Origin of the sequence: Spirillospora sp. NBC_01491 (assembly GCF_036227065.1) — a bacterium.
Lineage (GTDB): Bacteria > Actinomycetota > Actinomycetes > Streptosporangiales > Streptosporangiaceae > Spirillospora > Spirillospora xylanilytica.
Genome location: NZ_CP109432.1, coordinates 1,300,031 through 1,326,106 on the forward strand (window position 1 = coordinate 1,300,031; position 26,076 = coordinate 1,326,106).

The 26,076-nt window shown below is 70.8% G+C and carries 25 protein-coding genes and 1 tRNA gene; 12 read left to right on the top strand and 14 right to left on the bottom strand.

Going from position 1 to position 26,076, the window contains the following annotated elements; translation table 11 throughout:
* Window positions 1-269: 269 nt before the first annotated feature.
* Window positions 270-521 (top strand): hypothetical protein, encoded by a 252-nt coding sequence (locus OHA34_RS06230; RefSeq protein WP_285940144.1) that lies wholly within the window; start codon window positions 270-272, stop codon window positions 519-521.
* 78 nt (window positions 522-599) lie between these two features.
* A complete protein-coding gene (locus OHA34_RS06235) occupies window positions 600-1,268 on the top strand; it encodes a TetR/AcrR family transcriptional regulator (protein WP_329520949.1) in 669 nt (222 codons plus the stop codon).
* A gap of 16 nt (window positions 1,269-1,284) precedes the next feature.
* Here OHA34_RS06235 and OHA34_RS06240 read toward each other — a convergent pair whose 3' ends face one another.
* On the bottom strand, window positions 1,285-3,408 hold the full coding sequence (locus OHA34_RS06240; protein ID WP_285940146.1) for a SpoIIE family protein phosphatase: 2,124 nt from the start codon (window positions 3,406-3,408) through the stop codon (window positions 1,285-1,287).
* A 349-nt stretch (window positions 3,409-3,757) separates the two neighbouring features.
* On the opposite strand from OHA34_RS06240, the gene OHA34_RS06245 reads away from it, so the two are divergent.
* From OHA34_RS06245 to OHA34_RS06255, 3 genes are all read left to right on the top strand, one after another.
* Complete coding sequence (locus OHA34_RS06245) at window positions 3,758-4,249, top strand: fluoride efflux transporter FluC (protein WP_329520950.1); 492 nt, start codon at window positions 3,758-3,760, stop codon at window positions 4,247-4,249.
* A 52-nt stretch (window positions 4,250-4,301) separates the two neighbouring features.
* Window positions 4,302-4,664 carry a fluoride efflux transporter FluC gene (locus OHA34_RS06250; protein ID WP_329520951.1) on the top strand — a complete coding sequence of 121 codons (363 nt, stop codon included), beginning with the start codon at window positions 4,302-4,304 and terminating at the stop codon, window positions 4,662-4,664.
* A 201-nt stretch (window positions 4,665-4,865) separates the two neighbouring features.
* Window positions 4,866-5,474: a hypothetical protein gene (locus OHA34_RS06255; RefSeq protein ID WP_329520952.1), complete on the top strand. Its 609-nt coding sequence runs from the start codon at window positions 4,866-4,868 to the stop codon at window positions 5,472-5,474.
* Between the two features lie 386 nt (window positions 5,475-5,860).
* Here the strand turns inward: OHA34_RS06255 and OHA34_RS06260 are convergent, their stop codons facing one another.
* The gene (locus OHA34_RS06260) at window positions 5,861-6,226 is read right to left on the bottom strand and encodes a DUF488 domain-containing protein (protein WP_285940151.1); all 366 of its coding nucleotides are present in this window, start codon (window positions 6,224-6,226) and stop codon (window positions 5,861-5,863) included.
* 411 nt (window positions 6,227-6,637) lie between these two features.
* Here OHA34_RS06260 and OHA34_RS06265 point away from each other — a divergent pair.
* A tRNA-Leu gene (locus OHA34_RS06265) sits at window positions 6,638-6,711 on the top strand.
* A gap of 67 nt (window positions 6,712-6,778) precedes the next feature.
* Here OHA34_RS06265 and OHA34_RS06270 read toward each other — a convergent pair.
* On the bottom strand, window positions 6,779-7,129 hold the full coding sequence (locus tag OHA34_RS06270) for a hypothetical protein (RefSeq protein WP_329520953.1): 351 nt from the start codon (window positions 7,127-7,129) through the stop codon (window positions 6,779-6,781).
* A 412-nt stretch (window positions 7,130-7,541) separates the two neighbouring features.
* A complete protein-coding gene (locus OHA34_RS06275) occupies window positions 7,542-10,634 on the bottom strand; it encodes an AfsR/SARP family transcriptional regulator (protein ID WP_329520954.1) in 3,093 nt (1,030 codons plus the stop codon).
* A gap of 1,738 nt (window positions 10,635-12,372) precedes the next feature.
* Here OHA34_RS06275 and OHA34_RS06280 point away from each other — a divergent pair.
* The 3 genes from OHA34_RS06280 (at window position 12,373) to OHA34_RS06290 (ending at window position 15,070) form a co-directional block, all read left to right on the top strand.
* Window positions 12,373-12,816, top strand: a complete 444-nt coding sequence (locus OHA34_RS06280) for a hypothetical protein (RefSeq protein WP_329520955.1) — start codon at window positions 12,373-12,375, stop codon at window positions 12,814-12,816.
* Between the two features lie 515 nt (window positions 12,817-13,331).
* Window positions 13,332-14,108 (top strand): hypothetical protein, encoded by a 777-nt coding sequence (locus OHA34_RS06285; RefSeq protein WP_329520956.1) that lies wholly within the window; start codon window positions 13,332-13,334, stop codon window positions 14,106-14,108.
* A gap of 35 nt (window positions 14,109-14,143) precedes the next feature.
* Entirely contained in the window at window positions 14,144-15,070 is a 927-nt protein-coding gene (locus tag OHA34_RS06290; protein ID WP_329520957.1) for a DMT family transporter, read from the top strand.
* A gap of 81 nt (window positions 15,071-15,151) precedes the next feature.
* Here OHA34_RS06290 and OHA34_RS38420 read toward each other — a convergent pair whose 3' ends face one another.
* On the bottom strand, window positions 15,152-15,340 hold the full coding sequence (locus OHA34_RS38420; protein ID WP_443029617.1) for a hypothetical protein: 189 nt from the start codon (window positions 15,338-15,340) through the stop codon (window positions 15,152-15,154).
* Window positions 15,341-15,495: 155 nt separating this feature from the next.
* Window positions 15,496-16,344, bottom strand: coding sequence for a LysR family transcriptional regulator (locus OHA34_RS06300; protein ID WP_329520958.1), 849 nt, complete (start codon window positions 16,342-16,344; stop codon window positions 15,496-15,498).
* A 95-nt stretch (window positions 16,345-16,439) separates the two neighbouring features.
* Between OHA34_RS06300 and OHA34_RS06305 the strand changes: the two genes are divergently transcribed.
* A complete protein-coding gene (locus OHA34_RS06305; protein WP_329520959.1) occupies window positions 16,440-17,171 on the top strand; it encodes an SDR family NAD(P)-dependent oxidoreductase in 732 nt (243 codons plus the stop codon).
* Between the two features lie 227 nt (window positions 17,172-17,398).
* Window positions 17,399-18,718 (top strand): cation:proton antiporter, encoded by a 1,320-nt coding sequence (locus OHA34_RS06310; protein ID WP_329520960.1) that lies wholly within the window; start codon window positions 17,399-17,401, stop codon window positions 18,716-18,718.
* A 72-nt stretch (window positions 18,719-18,790) separates the two neighbouring features.
* On the opposite strand, the gene OHA34_RS06315 is transcribed toward OHA34_RS06310, so the two are convergent.
* The 8 genes from OHA34_RS06315 to OHA34_RS06350 all read right to left on the bottom strand — a co-directional run bounded on the left by OHA34_RS06315 (window position 18,791) and on the right by OHA34_RS06350 (window position 25,288).
* Entirely contained in the window at window positions 18,791-19,564 is a 774-nt protein-coding gene (locus OHA34_RS06315) for an ABC transporter permease (RefSeq protein WP_285940160.1), read from the bottom strand.
* The gene (locus OHA34_RS06320; protein WP_329520961.1) at window positions 19,561-20,535 is read right to left on the bottom strand and encodes an ATP-binding cassette domain-containing protein; all 975 of its coding nucleotides are present in this window, start codon (window positions 20,533-20,535) and stop codon (window positions 19,561-19,563) included. Before OHA34_RS06320 ends, OHA34_RS06315 begins: the two co-directional genes overlap by 4 nt.
* A 161-nt stretch (window positions 20,536-20,696) precedes the next feature.
* On the bottom strand, window positions 20,697-21,341 hold the full coding sequence (locus tag OHA34_RS06325) for a PadR family transcriptional regulator (RefSeq protein WP_285940162.1): 645 nt from the start codon (window positions 21,339-21,341) through the stop codon (window positions 20,697-20,699).
* Window positions 21,342-21,500: 159 nt separating this feature from the next.
* Window positions 21,501-21,959: a DUF1772 domain-containing protein gene (locus tag OHA34_RS06330; protein WP_329520962.1), complete on the bottom strand. Its 459-nt coding sequence runs from the start codon at window positions 21,957-21,959 to the stop codon at window positions 21,501-21,503.
* A 34-nt stretch (window positions 21,960-21,993) separates the two neighbouring features.
* Complete coding sequence (locus OHA34_RS06335) at window positions 21,994-23,208, bottom strand: ketosynthase chain-length factor (protein WP_329520963.1); 1,215 nt, start codon at window positions 23,206-23,208, stop codon at window positions 21,994-21,996.
* Window positions 23,205-24,476: a beta-ketoacyl-[acyl-carrier-protein] synthase family protein gene (locus tag OHA34_RS06340; RefSeq protein WP_285940165.1), complete on the bottom strand. Its 1,272-nt coding sequence runs from the start codon at window positions 24,474-24,476 to the stop codon at window positions 23,205-23,207. The genes OHA34_RS06335 and OHA34_RS06340 overlap by 4 nt, the downstream gene beginning before the upstream one ends.
* A gap of 3 nt (window positions 24,477-24,479) precedes the next feature.
* A complete protein-coding gene (locus OHA34_RS06345; protein ID WP_285940166.1) occupies window positions 24,480-24,875 on the bottom strand; it encodes a cupin domain-containing protein in 396 nt (131 codons plus the stop codon).
* A gap of 71 nt (window positions 24,876-24,946) precedes the next feature.
* Window positions 24,947-25,288, bottom strand: coding sequence for a TcmI family type II polyketide cyclase (locus tag OHA34_RS06350; protein ID WP_285940167.1), 342 nt, complete (start codon window positions 25,286-25,288; stop codon window positions 24,947-24,949).
* Between the two features lie 224 nt (window positions 25,289-25,512).
* Here OHA34_RS06350 and OHA34_RS06355 point away from each other — a divergent pair, with 224 nt between their 5' ends.
* Window positions 25,513-26,055: a flavin reductase family protein gene (locus OHA34_RS06355; RefSeq protein WP_285940168.1), complete on the top strand. Its 543-nt coding sequence runs from the start codon at window positions 25,513-25,515 to the stop codon at window positions 26,053-26,055.
* The last annotated feature ends 21 nt before the right edge of the window (window positions 26,056-26,076 follow it).

Below are 26,076 nucleotides of genomic sequence, written 5' to 3' on the forward strand. Positions count from 1 at the left end.
GGTCCGGATCAGAGGACATGATCCCACCGGCGCCGTGCCGGCACCGGTCACCTGACACATTCTCCGGCATCGGTTTTCGGCCCGTCCACGTCATCCATCGGACCCGTGCTGAATCGGCCGGACTGTGGAGCGAATGGTGACGAATGACCCTTGCTCCGCGCACCGATCATCCGATCCTGTCCGGATTCCTCGATGACCGCCATATCCGGGCCGCCGGAAGGCCACAGTGGTTTCCGTACACCCCGCTTCCCCAACGTAAGAGTCATACGATGCCGCTGCCGGACACAGAGCCGTCGCCGCCGCTCGGCGACCCGGGCGACCCCCACCGCGTCCTCTCGGACACCGATCTGCTCGCGCTCATGCTGTTCACCGTCTGGGCCACCCGCACCGGCCGGACCCTTCCCCCCGTCCCGGTCGCCGACCTCACCGCCGAGGAGCTCGAGGACTTCTGGGCCGACGACCAGCTCGAGCAACCGGTCCGGGCACGGGTGCCCGCGCCCCGCCTCGGGACGGACCGCTGACGGTATGAGCGCTTCCATCGTCAGAGCGCCGACACGGCCGGCGGGCACGCCCCGCCGGCCGCCGACCGTGAGGACCCCGTGAGCGAGCACCCGCCCGTCCCGCCGTCGCGCCGGGTCCGCAAGGAGCCCGACGAACGGCGCGACCAGATCCTGGCCTGTGCCCGCGCCCTGTTCAGCCGGCGCCCGTACGGGACGGTCTCCAACACCGAGATCGCCGCCGCGGCCGGCGTCAGCCGGGGGCTGCTCAACCACTACTTCGGTACCAGGCGCGAGCTGTACCTCGCCGCCGTCAGCGAGATGATGGGCGTCCCGCCGATCCCGATCCCGGCCTTCGTCGAGGGCGCGAGCGTGCGCGAGCGCGTGCACCAGAGCATCGACGCCTGGCTCGAACTGCTGTCGCGCAACCAGGAGACCTGGCTCACCGCGCTCGACCTGACCGCCTCCGGCGGCGACGGCGAGCTGGAACGGATCCTGGAGGAGGCGCGGGAGCGCGCGGTCGACCACATGACCGAAGTGGTCGGGCTGACCTCGCTGTCGCGCGAGCACGCCGAGGTGCGGTCGGCCTTCCGCGGCTACTCCGGGCTCGCCGAGGCCGCCACCCGCGAGTGGCTCAAGCAGGGCCGGCTGAGCAGGGCCCAGGCGCACCTCCTCCTCGAAGAGGTCCTGCTGCACCTGATCGAGCGGGTGGTGCCCGGCCTCGCCGCCGCCGGCGCCCCGGGCCCGGCGGACTCCCCCGACTCCGATTGACAGGACGCCGATAGAGTCAGGCGCCGTTCAGCGGTGCGTGCACGGCGAGGATCGTCACGTCGTCGGACTGCTCGTAGCCGGAGAGCAGCCGGTCGACCAGGTAGTCGACGAGCCGCTCGGGGTCGGCCGCCTCCTCCGGCGGCAGCTCGGCGGCGGCGGCGACCAGGTCGTCGAGGCCGGTGTCGACCCCGCGCCGCCGGTTCTCGACCAGCCCGTCGGAGTACAGCACCGCGGTCTCGCCCGGGTTCAGCGAGAACGCCGCCTGCTGCCGGGTGCTCGGCCAGCCCAGCGGGGTGCCGGGTTGGATGTCGCTCAGGTAGGGGCGGTCCCCGGCCGAGAGGATCAGCGGCGGCGGATGGCCCGCGCTGCTGTAGACGCCCTTCCCGGTGTCGGGGTCGATGACCAGGTAGGCCAGCGTGGTGAACTGCTCGGCGTGCTCGGTCGCGCTGAACAGCCGGTCGAGGCCGGACAGCACCGCCGCGGGCCGCGGGTCGTTCAGCGCGAGCGCGCGCAGCGCGTTGCGCACCCGGCCCATGATCGCCGCGGCCAGCACGCCCTTGCCCATGACGTCCCCGACCACGATCGCCAGCCGGCCGTCCGGCAGCGCGAACACGTCGTACCAGTCGCCGCCGACCTGCACGTGCCGGGTCACCGGGTTGTAGCGGGCGGCGAGCCGCACGTTCGGGAGCTGCGGCAGCTCGCTCGGCAGCAGGCTGCGCTGGAGGTCCTCGGCCGTCTCGTGCTCGCGCTCGAACAGCAGGGCGCGTTCCACCGCGAGCGCGCACTGGCCCGCCAGGGCCTCCAGGAACACCCGCTCGTCCTCGGTGATCTGCCGCGGCCGGTCGAAGGAGAAGCGGAGCGCGCCGATCGTCGCGCCCGCCGCCAGCAGCGGCAGCCCCACCCAGGCCCGCTCGGGGGGATCGGGGGCGAAGCAGGCCGTTTCGTCCCGGCCGAGTTGCAGGCGCAGGCTGGCCGGGCTGTCGGCGAAGAACGGGCGGGCCTCGCGGGCCGCCACCGACATGACGGTCTGCTCGCCCACCGCGACGTCGTCGACGTCCATCCCGCGCGCCTGGGCCTCGCCGCCCCCGCGCCCGGGCGCCGGGACGACCACGTCGAGCCGCAGCCCGTCGTCGTCGAGCAGCGCGACCGCGCAGTGGTCGGCGCCGACCGCCGACCGGCCGACCTCGGTGATGACCTGCACCACCTGGGCGACCGTGAGCGCCTCGGCCAGCATCGAGGTGGCCTGCTGGAGCCGCGAGGTGCGCAGCGCCGCCGCCGACAGCTGCTCGGTCAGCCGCCCGCGCATCTCCTCGGCCTCACGCTGCCCGGTGACGTCGGTGTTGGCGCCGACCCACTCGACCACCTCGCCGCCCCGCCAGATCGGCACGGCCCGCAGGTCGAAGTGGCGCCAGCTCCCCATCCGGGTGCGGATCCGCGACCCGGCCTCCAGCACCGTCCGCTCGCGCAGGCTCTGCCGCCAGGCCGTCTCGACCAGGACGCGGTCCTCGGGGTGCACCGCCGCGAGCCAGCCGCCGGCCAGGTACTCCTCGGGCGTCTGCCCGGTCACCGCGCGCCACTGCGGCGCGTCCTCGGTCACCGCACCCGACGGGCTGGTCACCCACACGATCTGGGAGGTCGCCTCGATCAGCGACCGGTACCACTCGGCCCGCCGCGTGACGGCGTCCTCGGTGGCGCGGCGCTCGGTCGCGTCGGACGCGATGAGGGCGACGCCCCGCACCGTGCCGTCGGCCGCCGGGACCGGCAGGAAGGAGCAGATCCAGTAGCGCGGGCCCGCGGCCCGGTCGCCGTCCGCACCGTCCGGGGACGGCTCGATGCGCAGCTCCAGGTCGGAGACCGGCCGCTTCTCCCGCAGGGCCGCCAGCAGGGACGTCTCCAGCGCCCCCGCGAAGCCCGCGTCGAGCACCTCGGCGGGCCGCCGCCCGATGAGCCGTGCGGCGTCGCGTCCGGCGACCGGGCCCAGCGCGGCGAGCAGCGCCTCGTTGATCCGGCGGAAGCGCAGCTCACCATCGAGGTAGGCGACCCCGAGGGGCGCCCGCGTGATCAGCATGGTGAACAGCGCCGAGTCGCAGACGTCCTGGTCGGCGGCACGCGGGTACGGCGTGGAAGCGTCGATGCTCATCCTCGGTGGCCCTCCTCGTCGCCTGGCCGCCGCAGGAAACGCGGGTCATCACCGTGGATCTGGCGATCCAGCGCTGCTCCGCCGTCGTCTCACGACAGGGACCGTTGGCGGTATCTCCGCGGTCGTCGGCGGGCCCCACCGCCGGGCTACGTTCCTTACAGTAGCGCCGAAGGGCGGCGACCGCCCCGCAAGCACCGCCTTCGGTTCCCGGTGGCTATCATGGATCCCGGCCCCGCAGGACGGGGCCGTGGCGGTGGGGCCCGCCACCTCCGCGGATGCGGGGACGACCGCGGCGACCGCCGCCAACGGTCCCTACCAGTGAAGATCGTCCATCCTGGTAGGAGGAGCCGTGCCCGAGCCCCGTCCCGTCGCCGTCGATCCCGACATCGACCTGCACGTTCCGAGGCAGCGCCGCGAGCTGCGCCGCGCGCCGTGGGTGACGCTCTCCGCGATCTCGGCGGGCGGCGTCGCCGGATCGCTGGCCCGGTACGGCCTCTCCGAGGCGTTCGGGCGCGGGCCGGGCGGGTTCGCCTGGGCGACGTTCTCCATCAACGTGTCCGGGTGCCTGCTGATCGGCGCGCTGATGGTGGCGATCACCGAGGTCTGGCGGGCGCACCCGCTCACCCGCCCGTTCCTCGGCGTGGGGGTGCTGGGCGGCTACACCACCTTCTCCACCTACATCGTCGACTTCCAGCGGGCCCTCCAGTCCGGGTCCCCGCGCACCGCGCTGGCCTATCTCGCGGCCACACTGTTCTGCGCGCTGGCCGCCGTCCACACCGGAGTGCATCTGACCCGCCTGCTGACCCGGCGCTTCCGCCGCTCCCCCGAGGACCCGTCATGACTCCCCCCGCCCGCACGCCGCGGCGCCCTCGCCCGATCGAGGCGGAGGGCCGGTGACGATCCTGCTCGTCGTCCTGGGGGCCGCGTTCGGCGCGCCGCTGCGGTACCTGACCGACCGCGCGGTGCAGTCCCGCCACGACACCGTCTTCCCCTGGGGCACCTTCACTGTCAACATCGCGGGCTGCGCACTGCTCGGCTTCCTGGCCGCGCTGCCCGCCGGCTCGGCGCTGATGGCCGCCGCCGGGACCGGCTTCTGCGGAGCGCTGACCACCTACTCCACCTTCAGCTACGAGACGCTGCGGCTGGCCGAGGAGGGCGCCCGCCTGTTCGCCGTCTTGAACGCCGCCGCCGGCATCGGCACCGGGCTCGGCGCCGCCTACTGCGGCATGGCCCTGGCCGCGGCCGTCACGGCCTGACCGCTCGGTCCGCCCCGGGCGATTATCGCCTTGATAGCTGAACGATAGCGCTGCGAGACAGGATCGGCGCACCGGATGAATGACGGGCGCAGCACTTTCGGATCTGAAAGGAGAAGAGTCTCGGAGTGGCTCAGCGTTGCGTCACCCCGCCGAACCCGTATTCGTTCGCTCCCGCATGATCGAAACATTCCAGGAGAGTCAATGCAGATTCCCGCCAAGACCGGCCGTGGACGGGGGACCGTCACCGGCGGTCTCATCGCCGCGACGGTGATCGGTGGCCTGTCCCTCGCGGCGGCGGCGCCCTCGGCGGCAGCCGCGCCGGCGACCCCCGCGGCGGCCACCACGGTGACCTCCACCACGGCGAACGGCCCCGCCGTGAAGAAGATGCCTTGGAAGAAGGGCGCCAACTACATCAACGGGTACAGCAAGAAGTGCCTGAAGAGCTCCAAGAAGGGCAAGGTGTCCGCGAACACGACGTGCAAGAAGTACAAGGGCGCTCAGCCTCCGTACGTCTGGTACGCCTGGACGCCGGACAAGAAGATCAGCCAGCTCCGCAACCGGCTCACCGGCAAGTGCCTGGCGGCCAAGAAGACCGGAACGCTGTACACCAAGAAGTGCACTTCCGGAAAGCAGTTCCAGTGGACGAACTCCACCTTGACCCATAAGAAGGTCCTGGTCAACCGGAAGTACGGCACCTATCTCTTCCAGACCTACCCCGGGGGCTCGCTGGAGTTGAGCACCGGTTACGGGGGAAGCCCGGGCGGCATGTACAACAAGGCATGGAACTGGAATACCGTCGCCCAATGGTAAGTCGTTGAGCTCGTACCGCGGCCGCCACGGGGCATGATCCTGGGCGCCTCGGCACGGACCGGACCGGCGGCCGGGCCATCGCCCGGCCGCCGGTCAGTCACTCGGTGAGCCGAAGCCGCCGGCGGCCTGCGACAGCTCGCCGAGGGTCAGAAGGAGGACCGCGACCAGTGTCAGGCCCCCGGTCGTCCAGGTTCCGCCGGAGCCGGCCAGGGCCGGACCCCCGCACCGAGCGGCCCGGCCGGGTGGCCGTCCTGCGCGCGGGGACGTCCTGTGGATCCCGACCGGCTGGCGGCATTAGGGGAGCAGCGGGAACGAGCCGAGCCTGCACGGGACGTTCGCCGCCTGGACCACCCGGCTCGATGACCTCCTGCACGCCATGGTCTCGGTCAGGGGCGGATCATCTCCGCCAGTACGGCGGCCTGGCTGATGGCGACGTCCTTGGTGGCGGTGAGCAGGGTCACCGGACGGTCCCGGGCCAGGTCCCGCAGGTGGGTCAGGGCTTCCGCGCGTTCGGCGTCCCGCAGTTCGGACCGGTAGCGGCGACTGAACTCGGCGAACCGCTCCGGGTCGTGGGCGTACCACTTGCGCAGTTCCGTGGACGGGGCGACCTGCTTGCACCACTCGTCCAGGTGGGCCTTCTCCTTGCTGAGCCCACGGGGCCACACCCGGTCCACCAGGACCCGGACGCCGTCCGCACCCGCCGGTTCGTCGTAGACGCGGCCCAGCCTGACCTCCGCCTTCTCGGTCGCCATGACGCCCCCTCCTTCGTCCGGTGTCCCTGATTCATGCCCTTCCGGACGGTCATCCACAACCCGGCCCCGCCCCGGATGCCACGACCGGGAGAAGGACTGGCATGGACGAGCCCACGCACCTGATCGAGTACGAGACCATGCCGCGGTCCGGGCTGGTCGAGCGGATCCCCGATCCCGAGCGGGCGTCCCCGCGCGCTCAGCCGGGATGGCGACCTCCAGGTCGGCGCACGGCAGCCCGCCGTCCCACTCCCCGCCGGACCGGAAGGGATCTCCATTCACGAAAGAATTATATCAATTCGATGAATTCTTTCGGCAGCGGGGCGCACTCGGACAAGCCCCGTCCCCGCACCGTCCAAGTAATCAAAGATATGGACGATATGGCGTGCTCCATGGTTAAAATCGAGCACGCACGCCCCCTTGGCCCAAATGGCAGAGGCAGTCCCCTTAAAAGGGACCAGTTGTCGGTTCGAATCCGACCGGGGGCACTGCTCCCCCGTCCTCGGTGCGAGGGCGGGGCACGCGCGGGATCCCGCCGCGGGACGCCGCGGAGCACTAGTGGCCGGACCATGCGGGATCGCGCCTCTCCGCGAAGGCCCACGCCCCCTCGACCGCGTCACTGCTGAGCTTGCGGTGTCCCTCCCGGGTGCAGCGGGACGAGGACGCCGCCGGCGGCAAGGCCAGGGCTCGCGGCGCCGGGCGCAGCATCGCGTCGATGGGACGCGAACGGGCGCGCGGAGAGCGCGGCACGCCCCGGAGGAAAGTGCCCTGGTCGATCTCGTGGCTCTCAATGGCCGCCTGGGGCCGGGCGCGTTCGGCCGCGAGCCGGTCCGTCCCGGCGCGGTCCTCGTCGGCGACCGGCTCGGCAATGACATTCGACCTGAGGGACGGCGGCTCATCGGCCATCTGCGAACTGCCTCCCGGGAGGATATATAGAGGGACGGCCTCGAAATCCGCCATGCCGGGGCGGGCCCGCCCGCGGGGTGCGCGACGATGGGCAAACGGACGATACTCCGAGTGTCCTGCCCACGGCTCGGTGTTCAACTGTGCATGGGCGGCAGTTGAACACCGGTGGCCGGACGGCCTCCGCACCGGTATTGGAGCAAGGTGCCGTGCCCATCACCAGAACGCCTGACCGGACCGGACGGATCCCCGCGCCGGGCGAGCCCGCCCGGCGCCCATACCGTGTTCCCGAAGGGAAATGACCGGCGTTTCATGCCTTTCTTCGAGACCGAACAGGGACAGAGGGGAGCACGGGGCGACGTCCATGGAGACGTGAACAAACATCCCTGGGGCACGCCGAACCACGCCGCGCCGTTCAGGCGGTGATGCCCCCTCGCTCGAGGCGGTCCTCGACGCAGGACGCACCGGCATGGTCGGAGATCCGGTCGAACAGCTCGCGGGCTTCCGCCCTGGTGGTCCGGGCCGCCTCGCGGTCGGCGGCGGCGGCGTGGGCGTCACCGAGAGTGCGCAGCGTCCGTGCCAGATGGGGGACCCAGCCGCGAGTGCGCCAGGTCTGCGCCGAGCATTCGAGGCACATGATGGCCGCCCGCACGTCCCCTTCGATCAGGTTCAGCTCTCCGAGCACGCCGAGCGCGTCGGCGAGGTAGTGGGAGAAGTTGCCCGCCTGGCTGTGGGCCAGCGTGAGCTCGAGGGTCGGCCTGGCCCGGTCGTCCCCCGTGGCGACGAACAGCTTGGCGAGGTGGAGCAGCGAGAACGTCTCCAGGTAGCGGTCGTCCAGGTCCCGCGCCATCACCACGGACTCGTCCAGCAGCTTCTTGCCGCCCGCGCCGTCACCGCACATGGCCCGCGCCGCGCCGAGGGACTGCACGACCGTCGTGACGAAACGGGGGTTGCCGAGCCGGTGCGCGACCAGCAGCGCGCGCTCAAGGCACGCGACGGCGCGCTGCGGTTCGTCCTCCCCGTGCACGATGGCCATGACGTGATGGGCCCGCGCCTGCCCGGCGAGATAGCCCGCCTCGTGCGCGAGGCGCAGAGCGCGCCGCGCCAAGGTGAGTGCTTCGCACCTGTCTCCTTCGGCCACCCGGCCCCAGACCATCGCCACCATCGCGTCGACCATCCCGGCTTGGTCGCCGAGCTCGGTGAACAGGCCGAGGAGCCGGGCGGCCGACCTGCGCAGCCGGGCCATCGCCGGTCCGGGGCCGGATTCGGGCCCGGCGGGGGACGTCCAGGCGGTGACTTCGAGCAGTCCGCGCAGCAGCACCGCCTCACCCCGCTTGTCGCCCGTCTCCTGGCACAGCGTCAGCACCCGTTCGTGCATATGGCGCCAGTCGTCGTAGATCCCGCGGGCATCGCAGAACCTCTCCATGGAGGCCGCCAGGTCCCAGGCGAACTCGGTGAGCCGCAGCTCGCAGGCGTGCGCGACCTCGGACACCAGCGCCGCCCGCTCGGCGGTGAACCAGCGCACCGGGTCCGCCAGCAACCGCGCGGTGGCGGCGGCCGGCAGCGGCCACCGCGGGGCGGAGCCGTGCATGGCCGCGTAGCAGGGCCCGGATATGCGCTCCGCGGCCTGCTCGGCCAGCGCCAGCCATCCCCCGAGAGCGCGGTGCAGCGCGGACGCCCGCTGCGCCGCCGGCTCCTCGCTCTCGGCGCGCTCCCGCGCGTACAGCCAGAGCAAGTCGTGGACCTTGTACCGCAGCTGGCCCGTCTCGTCCTCGCCGGCGACGCCGACGAGGTGAGCGTCGATCAGCAGCTCGAGATGATGCTGCGCCTCGGGGACGGACACGTCCAGCAGCGCGGCGACCGCCCAGGACGCGAGGTCGGGCGCGTTCAGCAGCCCGATCAGCCGGAACGCGCGCTGGGTCTCCGCGGGGAGCAGCCGGTAGCTCATCTCGAATCCGGCCCGCACCTCCAGGTCGCCGGCCACGAGTTCGTCGAGGCGGCGCCGCTCCTCGCCGAGCACATCGGCCAGGTGCGACAGCGTCCAATGCCGGCGGCCCAGGAGCCGGGCCGCCGCGATGCGCACCGCCAGCGGCACGTTGCCGCACAGCCGCGCGATCTCGACCGCGACGTCCGCCTGGCCCGCGACGCGGTCCGCGCCGACGATGTTGGTGATCAGATCCACCGCCTGGGCGGAGGGCAGCACGTCGAGGTTCAGCAGCTTCGCCCCCTCCAGGCCGATGAGACGGTTGCGGCTGGTGATGAGCACGGCCGCGTCCGGCGTACCGGGCAGCAGCGGCCGTACCTGGTCCTCCCCGGCGACGTTGTCGAGCACGACGAGCGTCCTGCGCCCGGCCAGGCGGCTCCGGTACAGCGCCATGCGCTCGTCCAGGGACGACGGAATGTCGGCGCCGGCCGTGCCGAGGGTGCGCAGGAACCTGCCGAGCACCTCCCCCGGCTCGGCCGGGGTCACCGAGTCGCCGTGCAGGTCCACGTACAGCTGGCCCCCGGGAAAGGAGTCCGCGACCTTGTGGGCGACGTGCACGGCGAGCGTGGTCTTGCCCAGCCCGCCCATCCCCGCGACGGTGGCGACGGCCACCGTCCGATGGCGCGAGGCGCCCGCCCCCCCGCTGAGGACCCCGGCCAGCTCCGCCACCTCCGCGGCCCGGCCGGTGAAGTCGGGGATGTCGGGCGGAAGCTGGGCGGGCACCGGGGCGGCCTGCGGCTCGGACGCCGCGTCGCCGTCGAGTGGACGGCCCGCGGACAGGACGCGCATGTGCGCGAGCTGCACCTCCTCGCTCGGCTCGACGCCGAGTTCGGCCAAGAGATGCTTGCTGAGCCGCCGGTACGCCTGAAGCGCCTCGGCGGGCTGTCCGCTCGCCTTCAGCAGGTCGATGAGGGCGGCGTGTAGCAGTTCGTCGAAGGGGAGCTCCTCTGCCAGCGCGCCGACCGCGGTGACCGCCTTCTCCGGGGAGCCCGCCTCCAGGGCCGAGGCGGCCAGGCCCATCGCCGCCTGCCGGATCTCGTCCTCGACGCCGCGCACCAGCACGTCCGACCGGTCGATCCGCGCCAGTCCGGCGAGCAGCGGCCCCTTGCGCTCCGCGAAGGCGGACGAGAGAAGGCGGGACCGCTGTTCCGGCCCGGGCAGGGCGCGCGCCTCACCGACGAGGCCCAGAAATCGGCCGAGGTCCGAAGATGCCGCCGGACGGCGCAGCAGATACCCGTCCTCATAGCTGACCGTGAACTGTCCGGTCCTGCCGCCGTCGAGCCGGCCCAGCCATTTCCGCAATCGGGAGACACCGACGTGGACCGATTCACGGCTCGTCTCCCTGGCCCGGTCGGTCCACACCAGCTCAGCGAGCCGCCTGGTCGGCAACGGCTCCCCGCGCGCCAGCAGCAGCACGCCCAATAACCCTTGCAGAACCGGAGAGCGGGGCGGCGCCACCACATTCCCGCCGACGCTGACCGCCAGCCGTCCGAGTACCTGGAACCGCACACCCTCTGCGGCCATGGTCTCGCCACCCCCCGCCGAACGATAACCAGAAGCCGCTCGGAGCGGCCCATATCAGGCAACTGACTGATCAGCTGCGTGTGCGCTTTCCGCCCGGCACAGCCGTGACCGAACCTAAAGAGAACGGAAGGGATCGAGCGCCGGACACGGCGGTCCATGGCACGACGACCGGAGCGGACACCCACGCACCGCGGCCCGCCCTGCTCTTCGTCCCGGGGTCTCGACCCTGATCACCGTCTCCAGGCAGGAGCCGAGTGACCGGCGCCCGGTCGGCGGCACGGAGTCCTCCACGCATAACGTCGCATGCATACCGACCGCGCCGCCACGGCTCACCAGCGGGCGATGCCACCCCGCGAACCGCCGAACAGCACGGCCCGCCATGGCGCCTGCCATGAGCACCGCTATATGTCGAAGGTGTCTTGGCGGGGGACGCCCTCACAGAAAGGGGATTCTCCATTGCGAGTCCACGGTTCCCGTACCCTCGGCAACTCTGAATGATCTTCGAAACCCGAAGGTAGCACAGCCTTCTAGGATTCATCATCCCTTTGCCTACAAGATTCGCGAAGGCAATAAACTAAGACGTACCCATCTCCGTCTTGCAAGTAGTCTTAAATCGCCCACACCATGACAAATTAGCATCCTCTCGATGGAGATCACAACAAGACGTGCCGGTGGTGCGACAGCTGGTGATGCCCGACGCGCCGCCGCAGCCACCAGGTTTCCGCCAAACCTGACGCACTCTGACATCAGAAATGTTCACCAGGTAATGGTCCGGTCACTGCGAGTTGGCCGCGAACTCCCGGGCCCCAAAATGGACCATCACCGCACACCGTTACGAAGCGCTGATCCGGACCCTTCACCACCAAGCGGCAAAGACCGAGAGAGGCGTCCAGAACTGCCCCCTCCACACAGCACCCCAGATCCCGCACCGACCGGCGGAAGGTGAGCCGAGAGGGCACGTCCTCTCGCCGCCCCGTCATCACAGCGGCGCCCCCGCGCGGTCCGAGCAGCTCAGCGATGACCGCTGGGGCCGAACATCGGTCACCCTCAGCACTGAGCCAATTGGTACCCAAATGTGCCTGATCGGATGTCAACCACAGGGGCCTGCAATGCGTCGATCTCCATCGCCGAGCATCTCTCGTCCGCGCCCACGGGCTCCTCATCTGGGGCGACCAGCAAAAGGCCACCCCCACCGCAGCACCCCACCCAGCGCACGCGCATATTCACTGCACGTCCATGGCTTTACGGCACCGGCGGCTGCCCCAGGCGTCCCCGTCCGCCGGGGGCGGCGTGTTCTTGGGCGCGATTGAGGGCGTGCCAGCCCGAGAGCCGGGCGGGCTTGCCATTCTTGCAATGGAGCACCCCAGCAGGCGGTGCCCGTGGTCCAGGACGGCCGTCACACCGAGGCTCTGCATCCATCCAGGAGATGACACGGGTTCTGCGACACCCCGTCCTGCGAGAACGGAGGCCCGCCGGGCGCTCACCACAGATCTCGTGTCCGACCGCTTTGAGACGCGTGCACCATCTGCTCGCGCCCGGACGATCGCGATTCGCCTCGCCCACACAGGGGCGACCAAGTGTGACCGCCGCCACATACACCAGCCCCGCTCCGACGTACTCTCACCGTGATGAAGCCAACACGGACTGTAATCGCTCTCGAGGGTCGGCCGAACAAGACCCCGCCGACGCTCGCGGTCGCGGGCGTCGAGGAGTGAACGTGTCAGAGAAGGGTTGCGCAATGACCACCATCAACCATCACCGTGCGCCAATCGCGCGTGCCGCGGTCCTGGCGGCGAGCGCCGTCATCGGTGCCACCACGATGACCGCCATCCCCGGAATCGGCTGGAACGCCGCCGCCGCGAGCTCCGACTCCGCGACAGCACAGCGCCCGACCACGGCCAAGGCCGCCCCCTGCTGGGCCAGCGGCGGCCGCTGGTGGTGCAACAACCGTCCCGGCGCGGCGGTGTGGGCCGGGAAGGGCCACACCATCGTCGGCAAGCTGAACACCGGGAGGAACTGGTTCAGCTACCGGTGCGAGGGCGGCCGCAACAACAACGGACCGCACCCGACCCGGTGGGCCTTCACCAAGGCCGACAACGGCCGCTGGGGATGGGTGAAAGACGGCGACATCCTCAACGAAACCAACTCCCTGCCCAACCACGGGCGCTGCCGCTGGGAGTGAGGTCCCGCCGGACGCCGGGTAGTTTCCTCACCCGCCGTCGAGGCGGACCTCACGGGCTGATGGTGGATGCGCTCGTCCCCGCACAGATATCGGGACCTGGACGGTGCTGTCGAGTCGCCCGTCCTGGTCGGGCGGGCGCTCGAAACCGATTGTGGTCGGTCCGGCCGTGCGCCGCCCGCGGCCGGACCGACCATGGATCCCCACCAACGGCACGCTTCTTTGTTGCCGTTGCCTGTCGCACTCCGGGGTGGGCAGCAGGTGCAATGAACGAGCATCCCCACCCCCATCGCGGACGAGACCAGGGCGCCATTCACTTCTGGGCCCCTTCGGCAAGTTGATCAATTAGAGCACCCCCACAATGACCCGCACACCGGACAAATGACATCATGCTCGCGATCTTGAAATGGCCGCACCCCAAAGGACCATGGCCATCTTCTTGACACGAAGATGCAATCACGTATTCTCCTCATATCAAGTCGAGTCAATCAATTGATCACCTTCAGGGGATGAATCACATGACTGCGATCAATGCACTTGCCCCCACCGCCGACGAACTCGATCTAGAACAAGGACGCCTGTTCGAGAAGCTGCCCGGACGCTCCGACACGTCGATCGCACGATTCTGCGATGAGCTGCACAAACTGCCGAGATCCTCATACGCAGAAGCCCTGCTGGGAATGGGTCATCTCTACGAGGCCTTCGACCTGATGTTCGCGATCATTGCTTCCAGCGTCCAGGCCACTCATGACGTCTCCCCGTACGACGCGCGCTACGTCACGATGCAGAACGTCCTACAGCCATTCGCTTCAGAGTACGGAATAGAACCCGGACGGCCACTGCAGAACACGCATCGCAAACTCTACGCAGAGTTCTACGAGTCCGCCACCGGAGAGCCCTGGCCCGCTCTGTATCCGGCACATTCTTCAAGTAAATGGCTGGCGTGCGGTCGCCACTGGACCAAGGTCATGGTCGAGCGTCTCCAAGGAGATGATCTCGACCTCTGCCAGCGAGCGAAGTACAACCTCGGCTATCACTGGGCAGTTGAAGCACTCTCGGTGGGAGAATTCGACCATCTGACTGGGGCCTGGCAATCACTCGGCTTCCATGCACCCTATATGGACGCGCACTGCGAGGTCGAGGAAGAGCATGCCGGATGCGCGATCGGAGCGGTGGTCGCGTTCTCCTCCGTCGAGGATCCCTTGGTGGTCAAGGGCGCCCGAGACCACGAGAGCGACCTGGCAGGATTTTACGACCAGTGCACAGAATTGATTTCCGGCACACCGTCGATCTAGTTTCTCACCGAGTGGTGGACCATCGGGGACAACGCGTGGGGAATTCGATTCAAGCCGGTCCGACGGCGGCCGATGATGCCGCGCCGTGGCGTGCACTGGGGCTCGGGCTGATCGCGTTGGTGTGCTTCAGCCTGACGCTACCCATGACCCGGTTCGCAGTGCCCGCGTTCGGCCCGGAACTCGTGGGCCCGGGACGGTCGCTGGTCGCGGCGATGGCAGCCGTGCCACTTCTCATCGTGCTGCGCCGTCCGTTGCTTCCCCCGAAAGCGGACCTGGGTCCCGTCATTGTGGTAGCGCTGGGATCGGTGGTGGGATTCCCGTTCCTGACCGCTTTGGCCCTCCGCAACGTGCCGGCCAGTCATGCCGCCGTGACGATCGCGTTCCTTCCGGCGGCGACAGCGATCATGGCCGTACTGCATGCACGGGAGCGGCTGGCTCCCAGATTCTGGCTGTGGTGTGCCGGCGGCACGCTGCTGACCGTGGGCTACCTGGCGCTGGACACACGCGGTGGCCTCGAGGCAAGTGACCTGGAACTGGTGGGAGCCGTCCTGCTCTGCGCACTCGGCTACGTCGCGGGCGGCATGCTCACCCGGCGGACACCGGCTTGGCTGACCACGTGTTGGTCGGTCATCGTCGCATCTCCGCTGGTGCTGGCCATCGTCCTCGCGTCTCACCATGAGGTGCCACATCTCACGGCGAAAAGCGTTCTGGCAGTCGTTTATCTAGGGCTCGGAAGTTCGCTTATCGCCTTCTTCTGCTGGTACCAGGCGTTGGCGATCGGAGGGATTGCGAAAATTGGGCAGATCTCACTGCTCCAACCTCTGCTGACCATGCTGTTCGCCGCGCTGATACTGGGCGAGCAGCTCAACACACTGACGATCTTGATGGGGTTCACCGTGGCCATCACGGTCTTGATGGCCCAGCGGACACGGCAGACGATTCCTGTTTCCAACCCGTCCTGACCAGATTGACCTTGCTCGCCGACGACCCGCGCACGGCCCATCAGCGACACCGGCGGGCGTTGAGCCGGGCGGCGCGGCGCGTCAGGTGATCGCGCTCGGCGAGGTCGGGTGCCTGTCGGGCCGCCTCGGCGTACAGCAGCGGACCGCGTCGACCAGCGCGTCCTGCACGGCGTCCTCGGCCGCCGCGAAGTCGGCTCCGCGGCGGACGAGGATCCCGAGCACGCTCGGCGTGAGGCTCCGAAGCAGGACCTCGTTCACTTGAGAGGTCACTCCGTGATGGTGTGCGACGCGGTGAGGAACGGGCGCACGTGGGCCGAGATCTCCTCCGGTGTCCACTGGTCCATGGCACGTCGTTCACCGAAGCCGGGGCTCCGCGGTAGTGCTCGAGCAGCCCAAACGTCGTGGGCGCCGCTCACGAGGCAAGGCTAGAGACGGGTCGCAGTCCGGATGAGGTCGGCGAGGGCTCTCGACCGGCTGTGCGGTGGCCACGCGATCACGGTGGTGACCGTCGGCGCGTCCAGCACGGGCACTGCGGCGACGTCCCCGTGTAGTTGGGCCCGGCACGACTCCGGTAGGACCGCGCACGCGCGGCCGAGCGCGACCAGTTGCAGCAACTGCGCGTGGTCGCGGACCTGCGGGCCGGGTCCGGGCGGATAGGTGCCGTCGCGGTCGGGCCAGCGCGGCAGGGGCAGGCCTGGCAGCGCGATGATGTCGGCCATGTACACGTGGGACCGGACGGTGAGCGGATGCCCGGCCGGCAGCACCGCGACCTCGTTCTCCGTGCTGAGTTCTTCGGTGTCGAACCCGGCCGTCGCGTCGAACGGCCGGTGCAGCAGCGCCACGTCGGCCCGGCCCTCGCGCAGGAGTCGTTCCTGTTCGGCCGGGCCGCACAGGGTGACCTCGACGGGGACCGCGCCTGGGTGGGCGGCATAGGCGTCGAGCAGTTTCGCCAGCAGCTCGCTGGACGCACCGGCTTTCGTGGCCAGGACCAGGCCGGGACGGCCGGTCGCGGCGAGCGCGGCGCGGCGGGTCCGGCGGTCGGCGGCGGCGATCGCGTCGAGGGCCGCCCGGCCCTCGGCCAGCAGCACCGAGCCGGCCTCGGTCAGCGTGACGGTGCGGCTGGTCCGATCCAGCAGCGCCGCCCCGAGCCGGCGTTCGAGCTGCTGGATCGCCCGGGACAAAGGCGGCTGTGCGATTCCGAGCCGCTTCGCGGCGCGCCCGAAGTGGAGCTCTTCAGCGACGGCGACGAAGTATCGCAGTTCCCGGGTCTCCACGCGGCCATGCTAGCCGGGATCGATACCTGGGCGGTATCACTGCCCACCTGATCAGTGTTGGACCCCTCGTCAAGGTCGGGGGCAGCATCGTTCCCATGAGGGAACGGACGGTTGCGCTGGTCACCGGCGCGAACAAGGGAATCGGGTACGAGATCGCGGCGGGCCTGGGCGCCCTCGGCTGGAGCGTCGGCGTCGGCGCCCGCGACGGTCGGCGCCGAGAGGCGGCGGTGGAGAGACTGCGCGCGGCCGGTGCCGACGTGTTCGGCGTTCCGCTGGACGTGACCGACGACGCGAGCGCGACCGCCGCCGCACGGCTGATCGAGGAGCGGGCGGGGCACCTCGACGTGCTCGTCAACAACGCCGGCATCACCGGCGGCCTCCCGCAGGAGCCCACCCGGGTCGATCCCGCCGAGATCCGGACGGTCGTGGAGACCAACGTGATCGGCGTCATCCGCGTCACCAACGCGGTGATGCCGCTGCTACGCCGCTCCACCTCGCCGCGGATCGTGAACATGTCCAGCAGTGTCGGCTCCCTCACCCGGCAGTCGGGAACCGGTGGCGAGCAGACGACGGGGCCGGTGGCCGTGGCGTACGCGCCGTCGAAGACGTTCCTGAACGCCGTCACCCTCCAGTACGCCCGGGAGCTGAGCGGCACGAACATCCTGATCAACGCCGGCTGCCCCGGCTACGTCGCGACCGACCTCAACGGCTTCCGCGGCGTGCGCACCCCCGAGCAGGGCGCGGCGATCGCCATCAAGCTCGCGGCCCTGCCCGACGACGGCCCGACCGGCGCGTTCTTCGAGGACGCCGGCGAAGTGCCCTGGTGATGTGCACGGGGCGTCGTCCCGGGCGGACGGATTCCACACCGCCCCACCCCGGACCGCCGGGCCACCGCAAGATCAAGCGCCGGTAAAACGGCTGGCCCGGAGGGCCTCGCGCCGTCCGGCACCAGCGCCGCTCGAACGGGTCATTAGCCCCTCACCACCGGGCCTGAACAGGATCGGCGGGAAACGACCGGCGATGCGGCCCCGCGAAGGGCCGTGGTGGAGGGGAAATGGAAGCTCACGTTCTCGCGGGCGCTGCCACCGACAAGAACCTCGAACTGGTCCTCGACGTCCTTCCGGCGCTGATCGTCATCCTTGCCGCGTCGGGCCTGTGCGGATGGCTGGCGCGATGGTTGTGGCAGCCCCGGGTGCTCGGCGAAATGGTGGCCGGGGTGCTGCTCGGCCCGACGCTGTTCGGATGGCTGTTCCCGGACGCCCAGGAGGCCGTCTTCCCACACGAGGTGACACCGATCCTCTATGTGATCAGCACGATCGGGCTCACCCTGTACATGTTCCTGGTGGGCGCGGGCCTCGACCACGGCGGCGGGGAACGCGGCGGCGCGCACCGGCCGGTCGTCCTGGCGATCTCGGGCATCTTCCCCGCGCTGATCCTCGGCGCCGCCGTGGGGTTCACCCTGTGGTCCCAGCTCTCGCGGGACGACGTCGGCCGGTGGCTCTTCGCCATATTCGTCGGCGGTGCACTGTCGCTGACCGCCTTCCCGATGCTCGCCCGGATCCTCTACGAGCGTGGCCTGCAGAACTCGCGGCTGGGACGGCTGTCGCTGCTCGCGGCCTCGATCGACGACGCGGCGGCGTGGTGCCTGCTGGCGGTGCTGAGCGCGGTGCACCTCGGCGACGGCAGCTCGGCGCTACGCACGATCGCCCTGTCGGTGCTCTTCGTGGCCGTGGCGCTGGGTGTGGTCCGCCCGCTGCTGCGGCCGCTGGGCCGTGCCGTCGCCCGCGCCGGGGACATCAGCCTCGGGCACACCTATGTCGTGTTACTGGTGCCGCTCGCCGCGGGCTGGCTGACCGACTGGATCGGTATCTACTCGGTGTTCGGCGGCTTCGTCGCCGGCCTGGCCATGCCGCGCGACGCGGCGTTCCGGCGGTTGCTGCACGAGCGCATGATGAACGTGGTATCCACCTTGCTGCTGCCCGTCTTCTTCACCTTCTCCGGGCTCAACACCCAGCTGGGCGGGCTGACCGGCGGAACCATGCTGCTGTCGTTCCTGGCGATCCTGGCGGCGTCCTTCGCCGGCAAGTACTTCGGATGCGCGCTGGCGATGCGCGCGCTGGGGTTCAGCACACGCGAGTCGTACGCGGTGGGAGGGCTGATGAACGCGCGCGGCCTGATGATCCTGATCTTCATCAACATCGGGCTCGCCCAGGGGATCATCACCCGGGAGGTGTTCAGCATGCTGGTGCTGGTCGCGGTCCTCACGACCGCGGCGGCGCTGCCGCTGTACTCGCTGGCCCTGCCCCGGCGGCTGGAGGCGGAGCAGCAGCGCCCGGCCGCCCCGGAGCCGGAGAAGACCGCCGCCCCGGCCTGAGCGTGTGCACGGCCCGGTCCCGGGCCGCCGCGGTGAGACGGCGGCCCGGGATCCGGTGCCCGGCGGGCCCGGTCAGGCCTGCTTCTGGTAGACGCGGAACGCCAGGGTCGACAACCAGGCGCAGACCAGAGCGACGGCCAGCAGCCCCGCGCCGTGGGTCAGCACGAAGGACCAGTCGACGTGGTCGTCGAGGGTCTGCCGGCCGATCTCGACGAGCCAGTTCACCGGGTTGCCCCCGGCGATCGTGCTCATCCAGTCCGGCATCAGCCGGCGCGGCACGAACGTGGAGGACAGGAACGCCAGCGGCAGCACCAGGAACTGCGCGATCGAGATCACCGACTCCTGGCTGCGGGTCACCAGGCCGAGGGCGTTGGACAGCGAGGCGAAGGCCACGGCGATCAGCGCCACGCAGGCCAGGAAGACCAGCATGATCAGCACGCCGCCGGGGAAGCGCGCCCCGGTGGCGAGCGCGATGACCAGGATGATCAGGCCCTGCAGGACCACCGACAGCGCCTGCTGGATCAGCCGCCCGGTGATGAGCGCGCCGCGCCGGACCGGGGTGACCAGGAACCTGTTGAGCGTTCCCTGCTCCATCTCCACGACGAAGACCATCCCGCTCCAGCCGCTGGCGAAGAGGGCCGTCATGGCGATGACGCCGGGGGTGAGGAAGCCGATGTAGGAGTCGGTGGTGTGGGTGTCCTCCATGAGCGGGGCGAAGAGCTTGCCGAAGAGCAGCAGCCAGATGACCGGCTGGATGAGCGTGGCGGCCAGGTAGAACGGCTGGCGGACGAAGGCCCGCAGGTCGCGCACCGCCATGTGGTACGACTGGATCACCGCGGCGGTCATCGGATGTGTCCTTCCTGGACGCTGCGGAAGGTGCGGCCGGCGTGCCGGAGGTACACCTCGTCGAGGGTGGGCGCCGACAGCGTGACCGACGCCACCCGCAGGCCGGCCGACTCCAGCGCCGACAGCAGGGCGGGCGCGTTGTCCGCGCCGGCGTCGACGCGGGCGCCGATCTCGCGGCCGGACACCACGATGTCGTGCACGCCCTCCACATTGGACAGGGCGTTCCTGGCGGCCGTCTCCTCCGGCGGTTCGTTCAGCAGGACCTGGACCGAGTCGCCGTGCAGGGCCTTCTTCAGGCTCTCCGGGGTGCCGTGCGCGACGACCTTGCCCTGGTCGAGGATGGCGAGGGTGCCCGCCAGCTCGTCGGCCTCCTCCAGGTAGTGCGTGGTGAGGACGACGGTGATGCCGGTGGCCGCCATCGCGGCGATCTCCCTCCACAGCTCGGCACGGGCCTCGGGGTCCAGGCCGGTGGTGGGCTCGTCGAGGAACAGCACGCGGGGCTGGTGCACGAGCCCCATGGCGACGTCCAGCTTGCGGCGCATGCCGCCGGAGTAGGTCTTGACGAGGCGGCCGGCGACGTCGCTCAGGCCGAACCGCTCGAGCAGGTCGTCCACGTGTTCGCGGAGCCCGCCGCCGCCCAGGCCGTACAGCCGGCCCTGGAGGACCAGGTTCTCCCTCCCGGTGGCGGCCGGGTCGACGCCGGAGCTCTGGGCCACGCAGCCTATGTGCCGGCGCACCTGCGCCGGATCGGACAGGACGTCGCAGCCCGCCACCCGCGCGGTGCCGGAGTCCGGCCGGGTGAGGGTCGTGAGGATCTTGACGGTGGTGGACTTGCCCGCCCCGTTGGGGCCGAGCAGGCCGAAGACGGTGCCGGACGGTACCGAGAAGGTGACGCCGTCCAGGGCGCACACGCCGTTCGGGTAGGTCTTGGCGAGGTCGCTGACCTCGATGGCCAGGTTCTCTCCGGACATGACGGATCTCCCGCGGTGTTGCTCGGCGATCGTGCCGCGGGAGCGATCCGGATATCCTGGTGTGGGATCCTCGAATCACCGGCCGCCATCCGTTGGCGTCGATCGAGGTCGTGGGCCCCGGTGGGTGCGACAACACCCGCCGGGGTTCTCATTGCCGGCGGTCAGCTCACATGGCTCTCATCCTCCCCGACCGCGAAACTCTGGCTGGACTCGTTCCCCTGGTGCCAGCGGTACCAGATCTCCAGGTCCTCGAGGGTTCCCTCCTCCAGTTCCTCGGCCAGGCACGTGACCCATGCCAGCTCGGCGCGCAGCATCATCTCCTCGTACTCGGCCTCGATCAGGAACAGGCGGCGCAGGCCGCTCGCGCGCATCTGGTCCATGAACGCGCGAACCTCGGCCAGCCTGATCTCCAGCGACTCGACCCGCCGCCGCAGCAGCGGCGCCACCTCCTCGGGCGACAGCACCGGCATCAGCGACAGGCCCGCCTCGAACTCGGGGTACTCCTTGGTCGAGGTGCGCAGGATCTCGCTGAGCCATTCCCTCAGCTCGACCCTGCCCGCGGGCGTGAGCGCGTAGACGGTGCGTTCAGGCCGCCTCCCCTCCCGGAACGTCTCCACCGGCTCGATGAAGGAGGCCCGGACCAGGGCGTCGACGACGGTGTAGAGCGACCCGTAGTTGATCCGGATGCTCTGCTCCTTGCCGCGCCCCTTGAGCTTCTGGGCCATCTCGTACGGGTGCATGGAGCTTTCGGAGAGGACGGCGAGCACCGCCAACGCGAGCGGATTGGTGACCTTGCGCTTGACCATGAGACTCTCCGGTTACGGATACTCTGCGCCGAGTATACCGCGCCGGAGATTCGCCAACCAGACATAACAGAGAAGTAGCCCAGGTACCCCAAAAGCGGCGGACGGCGGGCGAAGTCGCCCTCCGTCCGCCGCCGGGTGTGGACGTCCGTGCCGGAGGTGTCACACGACGATGACCACGGCCGCCGCCAGGTTGGCCCCGAGGGCCGCCGCCGCCAGCGCGGTGCGCACCGCGTTCCACCACCGCCACCGGCCGCGCCGCTCGGTCCAGTCGGACGGCAGCGACGCCGGGTCCTGCGCCGTGACCCAGTGGTTGATCGGGACGTTCTTGGTCAGCGACACCGCGACCACCGACAGCATCAGCAGCCCCGCCACCCCGCCCGCCAGCGGTCCCGCCCAGCCCGGCGCCGCCACCACCAGCGCCAGGTCGGCCAGCGCCGTCAGCAGGATCGTGACCGGCATGAACGGGTCGTAGCGGGTGGCCAGGAAACCGTGCGCGTACACGTACTGCTCGCCGGGCAACGCCATCAGCAGCGGGACACCGCCCAGCACGGTGGCGCAGAACACCCCCACGGCGACGGCGTTGCCCATCAGGGCGGCGACGACGAGGATCTGGCTCACATTCGTTCTCCTTCCATGCCGGGCCCGGCGCCGTCTAGCCGGGCGCGCGGGCGACCAGCGCCGCGTTGAACCCGCCGTATCCGCGGGCGACGACCAGCGCGTTGCGCACCCGCGCCGGACGGGGGCCGTCCAGCACCAGGTCGAGCCCGTCCGCCACCGGGCCGCCCACCCGCACGGTCGGCGGGATCACCGAGTCGCGGATCGACAGCAGGGCCGCCAGCAGGTCCAGCGCGGCCCCGCCGGCGTAGAGCCGTCCCGTCAGGGTCTTCGGCGCGGTGACGGGCACCCCGCGCGGCCCGAAGACCGCCGTGAGCGCGTCGGCCTCCGCCTGGTCCGGCTCCGGCAGGCCCATGGCGTCGGCGAAGACCACGTCCACCTCGCCCGGCGCGATCCCGGCGTCGCCGAGCGCCGTCTCGATCGACCGCCGCAGCGTGGGCGGCCGGTCCGAGCCGGGCGGCGGGTCGAACGTCGCGCCGTAGCCGGCGATCTCCCCGTAGATCCGCCCGGCGCCCCGGTCCCGGGCGTGCGCGCCGTCCTCGACGATCAGCAGCGCGCCTCCCTCCCCCGGCACGTAGCCGCACGCCTCGGCGTCGAACGGCAGGTACGCCCGCTCGGGGTCGGCCCGGTCGCTCAGCGCCCGGTTGCTGATCTGCGCGACCAGGCCGTACGGGCAGAGCGACGCGTCGGTCCCGCCGCTGACCACCATCCGGGTGCCGTCGCGCAGCAGCCGCCGTGACTGCGCCACCGCGTCCAGCCCGCCCGCCTGCTCGGTCGCGATCACCCCGCAGGGGCCGCGCATGCCGTGCCGGATGGAGATCTGGCCGGTCGTCGCCGCGTAGAACCAGGCGATGGACTGGTAGGCGCCGACGAACCCCGGGCCCCGGCCCCAGAGGTTGACCATCTCGTGCTGCCCGAACTCGGTGCCGCCCGACGAGCTGGCCGTCACCACGGCCATCTCGTACTCGGGCATCCGCCCGGGATCGATCCCCGAGTCCTCCAGCGCCATGGCCGCGGCGGCCAGGCCCAGGTGCGTCCAGTGATCGGTCTGCGGGATGATCCGGCTGGGCACGTGCTCGGCGGCGGAGAAGCCCGGCACCTCCCCCGCGAGCCGCACCGGATACGACTCCGGGTCGAACCGGGTGAGGGGACGGATCGCGGACCGGCCGGCCAGCGTCCCCCGCCAGTACGCCTCGACACCGACGCCGTGCGGCGTGACCGCGCCGACGCCGGTGACGACGGCGGCGGTCATCCGGTGCTCCCCGGGCGGGCGAGGAGCATGGCGGTCTGGAAGCCGCCGAAGCCGCTGCCCACGCTGAGCACGACGTCGGTGCGGTGGTCGCGCGCCGTGCGCGGCACGTAGTCCAGGTCGCACTCGGGGTCGGGCGTGCACAGGTTGGCGGTCGGCGGCACCACGTCGTGCTCGATCGCCAGCGCGCTGGCCGCCACCTCGATCGAGCCGATGGCGCCGAGCGAGTGCCCGACCATCGACTTGACCGAGCTGACCGGCACCTCGTAGGCCCGCTGCCCGAGGCTCCGCTTGAACGCGGCCGTCTCGTGCCGGTCGTTCTGCTTGGTGCCCGACCCGTGCGCGTTGATGTAGTCGATGTCGCCCGGACCCAGCCGCGCCTGCCGCATGGCGACCGTGATCGCCTCGGCCATCTCCCGGCCGTCGGGTTTCAGGCCGGTCATGTGGTGGGCGTTGCTCCGGCCGGCGACCCCGGCGACCTCGGCGTAGACGTGGGCGCCGCGGCGGTGCGCCGCCGACGCCTCCTCCAGTACGAACACCGCCGAGCCCTCGCCGAGCACGAACCCGTCCCGGTCGCGGTCGAACGGCCGCGACGCGTGCGCGGGGTCGTCGTTGTTGGGGGACGTCGCCTTGATCGCGTCGAAGCAGGCCGAGGTGATCGGCGAGATGGGCGCGTCGGTGGCCCCGGCGATCACCACGTCGGCGGTGCCCTCCCGGATGAGCTGGGCGCCGTGCGCGACGGCGTCCAGCCCGGAGGTGCAGCCGGTGGAGATCAGCGCCACCGGACCCTCCGCGCCGACCCGCCAGGCCACCTCGACCGCCAGCGTGCTGGGCACCATGTAGCCGTACAGCTGCGGCACCCCGTAGTGGTGGTCGACCAGCCACTGCCGGCCGCCGTCGCTGAGGACGATGTACTCCTCCTCCAACCCCATCGTGCAGCCGACCGCGCTGCCGAGGCTGACCCCGACGCGGTCCGGCCGCAGCGCACCGGTCACCAGCCCGCTGTCGGCGACGGCCTCGTCGGCGGCGACCGAGGCGAGCTGGGCGGCGCGGTCCATCCGCCGGACCTCCTGGGGCGTCAGGCCCCAGGCGGCGGGATCGAAGTCGCACTCGGCGGCGATCCGCGACCGGAATCCGGACGGGTCGAACAGCGTGATGGCCCGGGTGGCGGTCCGGCCCGCGGTGAGCATCTCCCAGAACGCCTTGGTGCCGATGCCGCCCGGGGCCACCACCCCGATCCCGGTGATCGCGGCTGAGCGTGCGGAGGTCATGGGTCACCCGACCTTCGGCGCGGCCTCGCCGGCGTTCGGCAGCGGTTCGAGGTCGACGTGGCCGAGCTCCGGCCGCGGCGCCAGCGGGCTGAGGTGGAAGACCGCGAACGCCTGCTCGGCGCCGTCGTTCTCCAGACGGTGCCGGTCGTTGATCGGCACCATCAGCGAGTCGCCGGGGCCGAGGCGCACCGCCTCGCCCTCGACCCGCATCAGCACCGAGCCGCGGACGACGTAGAGGAACTCCTCCGAGTACGGGTGCCGGTGCTCGGAGACGAACTCTCCGGGTTCGAGCGTCAGCTCGCCCATGAACCCCGAGGTGGACTTCACGGTCCTGGGGCTGAGCAGGACGCGGATGTCCCCGCCCCGCCGGCGGTTGGGGACGACGTCCTGCGCCGTCACTTTCCGGATTCTCGGTGTGGACACGGTGGCGACTCCTTGGCCTGGGAAGCGAGCAGGGAACCGGCGGGACGTCACCGGGTGAGCTGGACGCCGTCGTCGGGGGTCCAGATGTAGAAGGGTTCGGCCATCGCGTCCTTCGGCTCCTTCCAGTTCGGGTCGTAGGGCCGGACGTGCGCGGTGAGCCGGTCGCTCAGGTCGCTGTAGAGCGGGTTGCTCCGGGCCTTGTACAGGTTCGGGGTGATGTCGCCGTCCGCCTCGACCATGTGGAAGTACAGGTCGTGGAAGCGGAAGAGGGTGCGGCGCGACACCCCGATCAGGTGCGGCAGTTCGGTCGAGTCGGACTCGGCGAACAGGCGGGCCACCGCGTCCGCCTGTCCCGGCTCCATCCGAGCCACGATCAGCGTTCGGTGCATGGACGCTCCTCCCTGCGGCCGGCCCGGGTGACGGGCAGGCTGGCGGATATCACCACGTCGAGCGTCGGGGTCGCCGCTTGACCCCCGCTGCAGAAGCGCTGGAAGCGGCGGCCCGTCCGGCGGCGGACGGACCGCCGCGCTTGAGGACGTCCCGAGCGGTCCTCGAGCACCCCGCGGGAACGTGTGCGGGACACCCCGGCACCGATCCCCGGACGGGGAGGCACATGCGAACCCCTGACTCGCCAACGACGGATCCCGCCGACACGCACCGGCTCCGCGCGGCGCTGGGCAGGTTCACCACCGGAGTCGCCGTCGTCACCGCGACGAGCCCGGCGGGCAGGCCCGTCGGGATGACGGTGAACTCCTTCACCTCGGTGTCGCTCGCCCCTCCGCTGGTGCTGTTCTGCGCGAGCCGCCGGTCCAGCCTGTATCCGGTGTTCGCCGGGGCGGCGGCGTTCGGGGTGAACATCCTGCGGGACGGCCAGACCGCCGAGTCGCGGCGGTTCGCCGGCCCGGGACTCGACCGGTTCGCGGGATTGCGTCCGCGGGCCGGGCGGACCGGCGTCCCGCTGCTGCCGCGCGCCCTGGCCACCCTGGAGTGCGTCGAGCCGGAGCTGCGGCCCGCCGGCGACCACGACGTGATCATCGGACGGGTCGCCGTGGTCGAGATGGACGCGGGCGAGCTCGACCAGCCGCTGGTGTACTACGCCGGCGGCTACCACTCCCTCGACACCGACCACGCATGGTGGTCCGCCTGGCGCGAGTAGGCGGGGCCCAGATGAGGAGAT

Coding starts and splice junctions, on each gene's coding strand:
- OHA34_RS06230 (WP_285940144.1), top strand. CDS start 270: ATGCCGCTGCCGGACACAGAGCCGTCGCCGCCGCTCGGCGACCCGGGC.
- OHA34_RS06240 (WP_285940146.1), bottom strand. CDS start 3,408: ATGAGCATCGACGCTTCCACGCCGTACCCGCGTGCCGCCGACCAGGAC.
- OHA34_RS06255 (WP_329520952.1), top strand. CDS start 4,866: ATGCAGATTCCCGCCAAGACCGGCCGTGGACGGGGGACCGTCACCGGC.
- OHA34_RS06260 (WP_285940151.1), bottom strand. CDS start 6,226: ATGGCGACCGAGAAGGCGGAGGTCAGGCTGGGCCGCGTCTACGACGAA.
- OHA34_RS06270 (WP_329520953.1), bottom strand. CDS start 7,129: ATGGCCGATGAGCCGCCGTCCCTCAGGTCGAATGTCATTGCCGAGCCG.
- OHA34_RS06275 (WP_329520954.1), bottom strand. CDS start 10,634: ATGGCCGCAGAGGGTGTGCGGTTCCAGGTACTCGGACGGCTGGCGGTC.
- OHA34_RS06280 (WP_329520955.1), top strand. CDS start 12,373: ATGACCACCATCAACCATCACCGTGCGCCAATCGCGCGTGCCGCGGTC.
- OHA34_RS06285 (WP_329520956.1), top strand. CDS start 13,332: ATGACTGCGATCAATGCACTTGCCCCCACCGCCGACGAACTCGATCTA.
- OHA34_RS06305 (WP_329520959.1), top strand. CDS start 16,440: ATGAGGGAACGGACGGTTGCGCTGGTCACCGGCGCGAACAAGGGAATC.
- OHA34_RS06310 (WP_329520960.1), top strand. CDS start 17,399: ATGGAAGCTCACGTTCTCGCGGGCGCTGCCACCGACAAGAACCTCGAA.
- OHA34_RS06315 (WP_285940160.1), bottom strand. CDS start 19,564: ATGACCGCCGCGGTGATCCAGTCGTACCACATGGCGGTGCGCGACCTG.
- OHA34_RS06320 (WP_329520961.1), bottom strand. CDS start 20,535: ATGTCCGGAGAGAACCTGGCCATCGAGGTCAGCGACCTCGCCAAGACC.
- OHA34_RS06325 (WP_285940162.1), bottom strand. CDS start 21,341: ATGGTCAAGCGCAAGGTCACCAATCCGCTCGCGTTGGCGGTGCTCGCC.
- OHA34_RS06335 (WP_329520963.1), bottom strand. CDS start 23,208: ATGACCGCCGCCGTCGTCACCGGCGTCGGCGCGGTCACGCCGCACGGC.
- OHA34_RS06340 (WP_285940165.1), bottom strand. CDS start 24,476: ATGACCTCCGCACGCTCAGCCGCGATCACCGGGATCGGGGTGGTGGCC.
- OHA34_RS06350 (WP_285940167.1), bottom strand. CDS start 25,288: ATGCACCGAACGCTGATCGTGGCTCGGATGGAGCCGGGACAGGCGGAC.
- OHA34_RS06355 (WP_285940168.1), top strand. CDS start 25,513: ATGCGAACCCCTGACTCGCCAACGACGGATCCCGCCGACACGCACCGG.